Raw genomic sequence first — 10,335 nt, 5'->3', positions numbered from 1 at the left:
GGTGACCGGTTCGCCGGCCAGCATGCGTTCGCACAGTCGTCGGCGCGCATCGATGGGATAGGTACGGGGCATTGTGATCTCCTGGGATCACTGTGCTCCAAACTCCAACACACCATGGTCAACGACACGGGTACACATCAAACTGACCCGATCGAGGGGCACCCGCCACCCGAAGAGATCACCCAACTCCTCACCGGCGTCGACCCCGCCGACATCTCCGACATCTGCGACCGCGTCGAAGAATGAGTACCGTCCTGCATCTTGCTCTTCGTGGAACTCCTTCTGCGGAGCAGCCGTCTCATTCAGCTGGGCTATAGTCCTGAATCTGCCAGCCCTGGGCGGTTTTCGCCACGACCACCTTCAACAATGTCGGCAGTTCACTCGGTTGTGGATTCTGCACGTTCTGCGTCTTCTGGCTCGCGAAGACCATCACCGTGTATTCTCCGTCGGCGTCACCGGTGACGCTGGTGGCCAGAACGCGTCCCGACGCCTGCACCTGGGCCTGCTGGATAATCTGGGTCAGCGTCGGCCGAACCTCGTCGTACCGCTTGACGAGCGCCTCACCCGCGTCCTCTTTGACTGCCGCGAAAAAGGCGTCGGTGTTCTGGTAGCTGTAGGTCAGGGATCTGGTCGTGTAATCCGAGGCGGCCTTCGCCGCGGCGGCCCGTTGCGCGGCGTCGTTTTCCAATACCGACTTCGCTTCGTCGGCCTCGAGGTAGAGGTAGGCGAACACGCCGGCCAGCACAGCGAGCACCACGATCACGGCCGAAACCACCACGGCACGTGATCGCGGCAATGCTGACCAGCGGTGCCCACCTGGCGAGGGGGGGTCGACGTCGCTGTCTCTAGCCCCAGCCGTGGCTACGGCGGACGCGGCTGGGGCGTTTTCGTCCAGCAGTAGATCGCCATCCGGCGTCGCTGCTGCCGCGCTGTCCTCGACCTCAGTGGGCTCGGGGTGCGGTTTCGTTCGGTCGTCATTTGTCATGTGGGACCTTCTGTGTACTTACGGTGACAGTCGCTTGCGGACGGGTCGTCACCGTGGCGGCGACGACACGGTGACGGGGACCTCGGCGCGACCTGGTCGCGACGCCGGGAAAGTTCGGCCGAGGAGGTCGCCGATCGACCCGAAGTCGACGTATGTGTCCGCGACCTTCTCGGTCGCCGGTTTCACCGCCCGGGTGATCGTCAGCAGATCCGGCTGCAGGATCTGAATATAGCCGTTGAGCTTTTCCACAAGCTTCAACACGGGAGGCCACTTGTCGTACGAGGTGGTTGTGAACCTGATGAACGCCCGTTGAATCCGCGCCAGCCCGTTCACGGCGTCAGGGGTGCGCACAGATGCCGTACTGAGGACGTCCCCGGCATTGGACAAGAGGCCGAGCAGGAACTCGGCGTTGTCCGCGGTCACCCGGACGGACCCATCTTTGCCGACGAAATCGACTAAACGGTGCATCATGTCGCCGATCGTGTCGAGGTCTTCCTGCCGTCCGGCGACGGCCTCGGCGACGGTCTTGTTGATGGACTCGATCGATTCCGGGTCGAGCCCATCTGCCACTGCAGCCAACTTTGGCAACACCTGGGGAACCGATTGCGACACGTGCACCGCGTCCGCGGGCACCACGTCTCCGTTATCGAAGTACCCACCGGTGGCCGTGCCCGCGGGCACGAAGTTGATGTACTGTTCCCCCGCGAGCGACAGATTCTGGATAGACATCTCGCTGTCCTGGGGGATCTTGTGGTCGGAATCGATCGTCATCACGACCTTAATTGCCGAATCCGCGACGTTGATCGAGGACACCTTTCCGACGGGTACCCCCCGCACCATCACCGGCGATGTGTCCAGCAGACCGCCTGAACTGTCGATGATGGCGGTTAACGAGTACTCGGAGCGGGTGGGGTTGATGTGTGCCACGCCGACGACGAGGTAGCCGAGCCCTACGACGAACACGACGGCGAGAGCCAGTATCGATATGAGCGTGCTGCTGCGGTTCACGGCATCATTCCGATTGATCTCAACACGGTTATGAAGGATTCGGCGTCACGCCGCGCTAGGTCCCGACCATCGATGGAGATGTCCGAGAGATTAATGTCGGGCGACCGCACGAATGGAATGAGTTTGTCGCGGATGACGCTCGTTGCTCGCTCCGTGACGGACTTCGAGTAGATGTCGGAGTTGGCGATCGAATCGATCACCGGGGCGATCCCGGCCACTGACTCCTTTATCCGTAAGTACTCCGGATCCACGATCCTGCCCGCGGACACAGCGAAATCACGCAAGTTGGCGATGAGTAACGCGACCTCGATCAGGGAGTAGCCGAGACCAGAAAAGTTGCGTCCGCCCTTGGTCAGCATCCGGTCGATTCCCGACGGATCGTCCAAGATCACTTTCAGAGTCTGATCCGCCGACCTCAACACTACGTCGAGTTTGTCGGTATTCGAGGAGACCTCCGAGACGGTCTCCAGCGTTGTCCGATACAGGGCGTCGAATTGCTGCAAATCCTTGGGGAACGTGGTGTTCAATGTCGAGATCGCGGTGTGGATCTTGTCGAGCTCACCGCCGCCGAGGACATTCGACATCCCGCGCATGACGTCCTCGACATTTGCTGCCGGCTCAGTCCGTGCCAACGGGATCACCGAACCCGACCGCAGCAAGGCACCCGTCGACGGCTCGGCTGGGGGAAGGATGGCAACGTAGATCTCACCAAGGAGAGTGTCCTGACGCAGCTCAGCCCGCGATTCGCCCGGCAGCTGAGTCGTGTTGTCGATGCGAGCTTTCACGACCGCATGCCCGTTCTCGTACGTGACATCTTCGACGACTCCGACGCTGATTCCCCCCGAGAGAACTTTTGCGAGGGCCGGCAAGTTGAGTGCGCTGGTGAACTCCATCTGGATGTCGTAACCGTCCGCGTCGGAGGTCGCTATCGTCGGCGGATTGTCGGCGTTGATCCCACACGACGTCACGAAAACTATCGTTGCCATCAGTGCGACCACCATGGGTCCGAAGCATGCGCGATTGACCGAGATCATCAGGCCCCTCCCCCCATCATCCCTGCGATCGTCCTCGATACATCGCTGGACCCGCAGACTCCGTTTGCCACCGGCGCGGCGCAGCCACCGACCAGGCTTCGCAAAGGCAGCGACACTGCGAACGCCTGCACAATTGACTTGGCATCGGGGTGTTTCACGATGAGGTCTGCCGTGCGGGCTGCGATCGCTACCACCATGTCCGGCTGCTCTCCCATGTCGGCGATGAGCGGAACGGCAGCATCACCGATCGCGAATATCGGGGGACCGAAATCCGTTGCGAACCTCGAGAGGATCGGAACGAACGTCCCCGCGTACTCGACTGCCGCGCCGAAGGTCTGGCCGAACGCGATGATGACCTCGATGGCACCTACGAAGTTGTCGAAGAGGGCGGTCACCTCTTTGTCGTTCTCGGTTGCCACCCCCGTCAGTGCGGCGAGGTTCCCGACGATGCTGCGAATCTGCATATCCCGCTTTGCCGGGTCGTCGATGAGCGTGGCAGAGTCCTTGATGATCCCGGCCACGTCACCCTGCGTTCCTTCTAGATTGCGGGAGACGAGCTCGAGGGACTGCAAGATCGCGTCGGTGTTCCTGCCGTTGTCCTTGACCAGTTCCTCGGACAAGTTGCTGATCGAGTCGAGCGTCTGACTGATTCCCAGCGGGGTTCTCGTCTTACTCAACGGAATGCACTGATCCGTCTCGTATCGGGCTCCATCAGAGTACGGCTTGGTGAACTCGATTTGACGTTCGGTCACGATGGATGTCGACACCAGAGTCGCGCCGACGTCGGCGGGCAGCAGAACGCTCTTGTCGATCCGCATGTCGATCCTTACACCGGACTGATCACTATTCTGGTGCACCCCGACGACGCTGCCTACCTTCTTGCCGAGCATGGCTACTGGGTTGCCTTCGAAGAGGCCCGATGCATCGGTGAACTCTGCACACAGGGAGCGCGTGTCGTCGGACACCCTCCCCCCTATTTCCACACTAGCGACCACCACAACCACCACCACGGCGATCAGGAGCAACAGTTTTCGGATCCATGTAGTCAACATTTGTCGTCACCACTCGGAATGCACACACGAACCTCTGGTTCTGTGGTAGTCGACGCACCGACCGGCGCCTGGAGGAGGACGCCGAGGCGCTGAGTGATCTGATCAACCTGGGTTAGGGCATCGGAGTAGCCTGGAAGCTCTGTCGACACCTTGTCGAGGAGCGTCTTGTATTGTTGGACAGACGGTTCGATTCCATCGCTGTAAGCCACGAGCGGCCTCGTGAGAAGTTTGAACAGACGCCTGAGAAGGTCGAACCCGCCGCGGACGTTCTCGATATCAGGTCCCAGCGTACTGGCAAGGAAGCTGAGTTGACGGAGAAAGTCGACCAGCACCTGTTTTTGATCGGCGAAAGCGTTGACGTATTCATCGGATAGAGCGACCGCTTTGTCGAGCTGACCGTACTGTCGCTCTAAGAGTTCCATCAAACTGCTGGTGTTCCTCAGTGCGTCGGGAATGTTTGTGTTGCCGTCGGAGAACGCATTCTGCAGCAGCGACGCAGTCTGACGGAGATCGACGCCCTTTACATCGCGGAACACCGGCGTCGTCGTCTCGAGCGTGTCCGAAATGTCGTAGGTACTCGATGTCTGAACAAGGGGGATCGCCCCCGACAGCGAGGTCGGTCCTGACCCTGGGTCCAGATCGAGAACTCGCCCGCCGATCGGCGTGATCAGGCGAACCGCTGCGGTGGCATCCGAACGGACTGGCACTGAGCCGTCGAGTCGAAATTCGACTGTGATAAACGTTCCCGCGAGGTCCACCGACGACACCGTTCCCTGTCTTATCCCCGCTATACGCACCTGATCACCCGACTCCAGCCCTCCGGTGTTGACCAGTTGAGCCGAGTACACCTTTTGGCCGGGCGGTGCGATATACACGGTCCCGGCGATTACCAGACCGACCACCACGGTCACCACCACCACAGCGGCGACGATGAGGTCGCGTCTGCGTTCGGACTGGTGATGCGGTCGATTTCGACTGAACAACCTCACTTACACACCACCAATCGTTGCCCCATAAGCGCAATCGTAGCTGTATCCGGCAGGGGCAGAAGGCCTTTCGAACATCGTGCCTCACTCGGCGTGGATTTCGTCGAAGCGTTCAGCGAGTCCATTAGAGGCTTGAGCAGTACCGCGCCATTCAGCAGCCCCTCCAACTCCCCGGGTTCTCGCCTCAGACGCTGATAGATCGTCGCGAAACTCTGGTCGTACGTTGACTCAAGTTGCTCCCCGGCGATGACAGTTTTCTCCATGGACCGGTTGACCTCGCCCAGCGACTCCCGCAACCGGTCACTCACGCGGCTGAAGGCGTCGACGATCGATCCCAGCTGGTCGACGAGCTCGACCAGCTGCGCCGAGCGGCCTTCGAGTTGGTCGGAGACCTGGCCGAGACTCGTCACGATATTCGTGATGATCTCAGACCGTTGGTCCCCGTAGGCGGTGATGTCGGCGACCTGCTCCAGAACAGGCGATATACCCCTTCCATCACCTTGAGCAACGCGCAACAAGTTGGACTGCAGTTCATTGATCTCGTCGGCGTTAAGCGTGTCGAACACCGGCTTGAACCCGTTGAACAAGGTGGACACATCAAATGAGGGAACGGTCTTGTCGAGCGCCACCTGTGTGAGCGCCGCCCCCTGTGTCTTTCCCTGTGCCGCACCGATCAATTCGACATATCGCTGTCCGAGAAGATTCTGATAACGCACGGCGGCGGTGGTGCTCGACGTGATCGCGACGTCGTTGTTCAGTTGGAAATGAACGACCGCGGTGGGCCCTTTCAGGCCGATCGCCGTCACATAACCGACCTTTACTCCCGCCAAACGCACACCGTCGCGAGGCTTGAGCCCAGATGCATCGGAGAAAACCGCAGACCGTTCAGAACTCGCTCCGTCCGAGCTGGGTTCGAGGATGGCGATGATCACGTAGGTGAGAACGCCGATGACTGCGGCGAACGCGACGATCTTGACGATGGTGGGAATTAACGACTTGAGCTTCATCTTCTCGGTCCTCCTGCTGCAAGCGCGCTCTGCAGCGCAGGTGACGTCTGCACTACCAGGGCGACCTGAAGTTGTACTCGCTCGCCGACTTGCGGCGTGGCGTTGTCGATGCTGTCCAGGATCTGCGGGATGGTGTAAATGGTCTGCGCGAGTCCCGATGCCGATCTGGCGACCGGCCTCGCCAGATCGAGGCCGACGTCCAGTACCGAACTCAACGCCGGGTAGTTTTCGCTCAACAGTCCTCCCAGTCCCCCGAACAGAACCTCGCCGGTGCTGTTGAGGTTGCCTGTGGCCTGTTTGATGGCCTCGTCGGTGGCGAAGAAGTCAGCGACGTCGACGTTTATGAGGATGCCCGGAACGAACGGCGTCATGAAGTCGGCAACGCCCTGGGACAGGTCTGCCGCGATCGCCAAATCCTGGCCCACTGGCCGCTGTTGAACGTCCCGAGTGAGCTGCGCGATCTGGAACATGAGCTGGCCGGCATCGGCAAACGTTTGGGAATCATCGACGACAAACTTCACCACAGAATTGAACGCCGGCTGATCGAGAGCATCGACCAGCTTCGAGAGTTTTCGAATCAGGGTCGATACCGAAGTGTGTTCGGACTGCAGCTTGCTCACATAGACGCTGCCGCCATCACGGATGAGGACTCCCCGCCCGGGGTCGACAATCTCCAGTGCCGTCGGCCCCAGCGCGCTGGCGGACGTGTAATTCACGGCCATGCCCTGACGCAACCGGATGTCGTCGTTCACTCCGGTGAGCTCGATTTTCACATTTACACTTTGGTCGCGCCCCGACACCGAGGACACCTTGCCCACCGTGAAGCCCCGATACTTCACCTCCGATCCGCCCTTCAACCCGTCACCAACCGCGTCGGTGGTGATCGTCACGGTCGTGTTGTCTTCATATTTTCCGGTCGCGTTGCCCGCCAGAAGATAGCCGGCAACCGTCACTACGACGAGAACCCCGATCCCGCGCAGGGTCAAGTTCGCCAGTGAGGGCGCGCGTCCTGATGGATCTTGAAATACAGCCACTTGAACTCCTAGCCCGAAATCTTGACGCCCGAATCGAAGCCCCACATCAACAGGGTTAAGATCATGTCCTCCACGACGATGATGATGAGACTGCTGCGGATCGCTCGACCAGACGCGCGGCCGACGCCTTCTGCTCCGCCGCTGGCGTAGTAACCCTGGTAGCTGTGGATGATGACGACCGACACCACGAAAACGAGGACCTTGATTACTGAGAACGCCAGATCCTGCGGTTTGAGGAACGCATCGAAATAGAAGTCATAGGTGCCACCCGACTGGCCGTGTAGAAGGATGACGACCAGCTTGGCCGCGCCGAAACTGAGTATCAGCGTTACGATGTAGAGGGGGATGATGGTAGTGATCGCCGCGACCACACGCGTGCTGACGATGTACGGAATCGGCCGCACCGCCATCGACTCGAGCGCATCGATCTCTTCGGCGATACGCATCGAACCTATTTCCGCAGTGAGGCGACAGCCGGCCTGGGCTGCGAAACCGATCGCGGCGATCATCGGTGCCAACTCTCGAGTGTTGGCGTATGACGAAATGAATCCCGTAAGAGACCCCATCCCGACCAGGTCTAGCGAGGCGTAGCCCTGGATGCCGATGGACGCCCCGACAGCCATTCCGAGAATCACAAGCACGATCGCGGTACCCCCGCCGACCAGTACAGCGCCTCGTCCCCAGGCAAACTCCTGTATGAATAAAAACGTCTGTCGTCGATAGGTGGTTGCGACGTGCCGAATTCCGGCGACGGTGTCGATGGTGAATGTTGTAATGTGCCCGAGCTGCGCGGGGACCTCAGCGAGTGGTGTCACAGCACGCACGATCGGACGAGTAACAAAAGTATAACGAGTGGATGGTACTGCGGTCACGTGTTCTCCGTCATCCGATGGTCTGCGGGACGAACATGATGGTCAGTTGGGTGATGAACACGTTGATGACGAAGCACGCCACTACCCCTAGGACCACGGTGGCGTTGACAGATGTGGCCACACCTTTGGGGCCACCTTTCGTGGACAGGCCCCGATGACACGCGATTGTCACGACCACGAGACCGAACACCACTGACTTGATCAGCGCTACAAGGATGTCCGCCGATGATGCGAACGATGCGAACGATGCGACGTAGCTCCCCGGCGTGATGCCCTGGACGTTGACGCTAAGGATGTAGCCTGCCACGAGACCGGTAAACACGATGAGCATGCATAACATCGGAGCGACGATGAGAACCGCGACGAATCGAGGTGCGACGAGTCGACGTGTCGAATTGAGTCCGAGCGTCTCCATGGCATCGATTTCTTCACGGACGGTGCGTGCGCCAAGGTCAGAGGCGATGGCCGACCCTGCCGCACCACCGAGCAGGAGCGCGGTGACGATCGGTGCCCCCTGCTGAATGATCCCGAGTCCACCGGCAGCTCCGGCGATAGATGTGGCCCCGACCTGCTGGGTTAGACTTCCGACCTGCACCGAGACGATGACGCCGAACGGAATCGCGACCAGGATCGCTGGCAACGTCGTTACGGTGATGACGAACCACGTCTGTGTGACAACCTCCCGAAACGGAAACCGTCCGGTGACAATATCGCGCACGGCCCACCGCAATGCCTGGCCGGCGAGGGCAATCGAATTTCCAAAGGTCACAAGACTGGCTGTCGCTCGACCAGCAATTTCTGTATAGATACTGGTTCTCCTCTTCTGTCTGCGCAGCTCGTCGCGATAAGGTGTTCGCACAGTATCAGGTACGTGCAGTACCTGGTACATGGTTTCGGAACTTCCGTCGAATTAATCAGCTGAGAGGTTGGCGTGTCCCCAAGTGAACGGAGCCATCTCGATTTAGAGCCTTGTTGCCCGTGAGCTGGGCGGATAGGACGATGGAAAACATGGCTGGACGGAAACGCAACTCTGCCGAGGACATCGTGCGCAAACTGCGCCGTGCCGACGAACTGACCGCTGCAGGCAAGACGCAAGAGGAGATCGCGGCGGAGCTCGAGGTGTCGGCGTGTCGGCGGCGACGTTGTACAACTGGCGGCGTCAGTACGCCGGGATGGACACCGATGCCGCGAAGGAACTCAAGGAGCTTCGCGAGCAGAACGGCAAGCTCAAACGCCTGCTCGCCGAGGCCGAGCTGGAGAAGGACGCACTGCGGGAGGTAGCACTGGAAAATTCTGAGCCCAGCCGCCAAGCGCCGCGCCGTCGACATGCTCGTGAACACCATGAGTCTGTCGAAACGACTGGCGTGCAAAGCTGTTGGGCTTGCCCGCTCCACGTACGCACGAACACCGATCGCCGAAACACCCGCGGACCCCGACGCAGCCCTGAGGGCCGCGTTGCGGACGTACGCAGGCTCGCATCCGCTGTACGGCTTCCGTCGCGCCTGGGCGCATCTGAGGCACGACGAGGGCTTGTCGGTGAACAAGAAGAAGGTGCACCGGCTCTGGAAGGAGGAGGGTCTGCAGGTTCGGATCTATCATCCGCGCAAACGCGCCGGCATCAGCTCCTGCCCGCAGATCGAAGCAGATGCTCCGAAAGTGGTGTGGGCTATGGAATTTCAGTTCGATTCGACCGTCGATGGGAAGGCGATCAAGATCGCCTTCGATGATCGACGAACACACCCGGCAGTCCCTGTTGAACATTGTGGAGCGCTCGATCACCGCGCAGGGCTGACCGACGAGCTCGACAAGACGTTCGCGCTGTGGGGCGGGCCACCGTTGGTGCTGCGAATGGACAACGGTCCAGAGTTCATTTCTCATGTGCTGCAACAGTTCTGCCGAGATCGGGTCGGTATCTCCTACATTCCGCCGGGGACGCCGTGGAACAACGGACACATCGAATCGTTCAACAATCGGCTACGGAAGGAATGCCTGAACCGCAATCACTGGACGAGCTTGCTCGAAGCGAGGGTGGTGATCGAGGACTTCAAGGACGACCACAACCATCGACACCGGCACTCATCACTCGGCTACCTCACGCCGTCCTGGGGGTCCCTCCCGCTTGCGGGGGCGTACGCTGCCCACTGCACCCACAACCACCAACCGGTCGACGGCTGCGACGTCGACTGAATCAATCACACCGTGGATCTAGAACACGGTTGATGTGTACCCGTGTCGTTGACCATGGTGTGTTGGAGTTTGGAGCACAGTGATCCCAGGAGGTCACAATGCCCCGTACCTATCCCATCGATGCGCGCCGACGACTGTGCGAACGCATGCTGGCCGGCGAACCGGTCACC

Annotated in this window: 11 protein-coding genes; 2 read left to right on the top strand and 9 right to left on the bottom strand. The window is 60.2% G+C overall.

Annotated elements, in window-relative coordinates; genetic code table 11:
• Positions 1 to 246 (top strand): hypothetical protein (locus R3P95_RS25885; protein ID WP_317549894.1); only part of this gene is annotated, 246 nt, incomplete at its 5' end.
• Between the two features lie 52 nt (positions 247 to 298).
• Here R3P95_RS25885 and R3P95_RS25880 read toward each other — a convergent pair.
• Genes R3P95_RS25880 through R3P95_RS25840 form a run of 9 tightly spaced genes read right to left on the bottom strand, consistent with a single transcriptional unit; the run spans position 299 to position 8,867 of the window.
• Positions 299 to 985, bottom strand: coding sequence for a hypothetical protein (locus tag R3P95_RS25880; protein WP_008720385.1), 687 nt, complete (start codon positions 983 to 985; stop codon positions 299 to 301).
• 48 nt (positions 986 to 1,033) lie between these two features.
• Positions 1,034 to 1,993: an MlaD family protein gene (locus tag R3P95_RS25875; RefSeq protein ID WP_008720383.1), complete on the bottom strand. Its 960-nt coding sequence runs from the start codon at positions 1,991 to 1,993 to the stop codon at positions 1,034 to 1,036.
• Complete coding sequence (locus R3P95_RS25870) at positions 1,990 to 3,027, bottom strand: MlaD family protein (RefSeq protein WP_008720380.1); 1,038 nt, start codon at positions 3,025 to 3,027, stop codon at positions 1,990 to 1,992. The genes R3P95_RS25875 and R3P95_RS25870 overlap by 4 nt, the downstream gene beginning before the upstream one ends.
• On the bottom strand, positions 3,027 to 4,079 hold the full coding sequence (locus R3P95_RS25865; protein ID WP_008720378.1) for an MlaD family protein: 1,053 nt from the start codon (positions 4,077 to 4,079) through the stop codon (positions 3,027 to 3,029). Before R3P95_RS25865 ends, R3P95_RS25870 begins: the two co-directional genes overlap by 1 nt.
• The gene (locus R3P95_RS25860; protein ID WP_008720377.1) at positions 4,073 to 5,068 is read right to left on the bottom strand and encodes an MlaD family protein; all 996 of its coding nucleotides are present in this window, start codon (positions 5,066 to 5,068) and stop codon (positions 4,073 to 4,075) included. The genes R3P95_RS25865 and R3P95_RS25860 overlap by 7 nt, the downstream gene beginning before the upstream one ends.
• Positions 5,065 to 6,072: an MlaD family protein gene (locus tag R3P95_RS25855; RefSeq protein WP_008720376.1), complete on the bottom strand. Its 1,008-nt coding sequence runs from the start codon at positions 6,070 to 6,072 to the stop codon at positions 5,065 to 5,067. Before R3P95_RS25855 ends, R3P95_RS25860 begins: the two co-directional genes overlap by 4 nt.
• Positions 6,069 to 7,106 (bottom strand): MlaD family protein, encoded by a 1,038-nt coding sequence (locus tag R3P95_RS25850; RefSeq protein ID WP_032370846.1) that lies wholly within the window; start codon positions 7,104 to 7,106, stop codon positions 6,069 to 6,071. Before R3P95_RS25850 ends, R3P95_RS25855 begins: the two co-directional genes overlap by 4 nt.
• Positions 7,107 to 7,114: 8 nt before the next feature.
• A complete protein-coding gene (locus R3P95_RS25845) occupies positions 7,115 to 7,978 on the bottom strand; it encodes an ABC transporter permease (RefSeq protein ID WP_008720373.1) in 864 nt (287 codons plus the stop codon).
• 10 nt (positions 7,979 to 7,988) lie between these two features.
• On the bottom strand, positions 7,989 to 8,867 hold the full coding sequence (locus R3P95_RS25840) for an MlaE family ABC transporter permease (RefSeq protein WP_394855474.1): 879 nt from the start codon (positions 8,865 to 8,867) through the stop codon (positions 7,989 to 7,991).
• Positions 8,868 to 9,268: 401 nt separating this feature from the next.
• On the opposite strand from R3P95_RS25840, the gene R3P95_RS25835 reads away from it, so the two are divergent.
• Positions 9,269 to 10,165 carry an IS3 family transposase gene (locus tag R3P95_RS25835; RefSeq protein WP_317549895.1) on the top strand — a complete coding sequence of 299 codons (897 nt, stop codon included), beginning with the start codon at positions 9,269 to 9,271 and terminating at the stop codon, positions 10,163 to 10,165.
• The last annotated feature ends 170 nt before the right edge of the window (positions 10,166 to 10,335 follow it).

The sequence above is a fragment of the Rhodococcus cercidiphylli genome, assembly GCF_033042225.1.
In the GTDB taxonomy this organism is placed as follows: domain Bacteria; phylum Actinomycetota; class Actinomycetes; order Mycobacteriales; family Mycobacteriaceae; genus Rhodococcoides.
This window is presented reverse-complemented; position numbering and strand designations above follow the sequence as displayed.

Bases quoted from the DNA above. Each gene is read 5' to 3' on its own strand.
- R3P95_RS25880 (WP_008720385.1), bottom strand. From the start codon at position 985: ATGACAAATGACGACCGAACGAAACCGCACCCCGAGCCCACTGAGGTC.
- R3P95_RS25870 (WP_008720380.1), bottom strand. From the start codon at position 3,027: ATGATCTCGGTCAATCGCGCATGCTTCGGACCCATGGTGGTCGCACTG.
- R3P95_RS25865 (WP_008720378.1), bottom strand. From the start codon at position 4,079: ATGTTGACTACATGGATCCGAAAACTGTTGCTCCTGATCGCCGTGGTG.
- R3P95_RS25855 (WP_008720376.1), bottom strand. From the start codon at position 6,072: ATGAAGCTCAAGTCGTTAATTCCCACCATCGTCAAGATCGTCGCGTTC.
- R3P95_RS25840 (WP_394855474.1), bottom strand. From the start codon at position 8,867: ATGTACCAGGTACTGCACGTACCTGATACTGTGCGAACACCTTATCGC.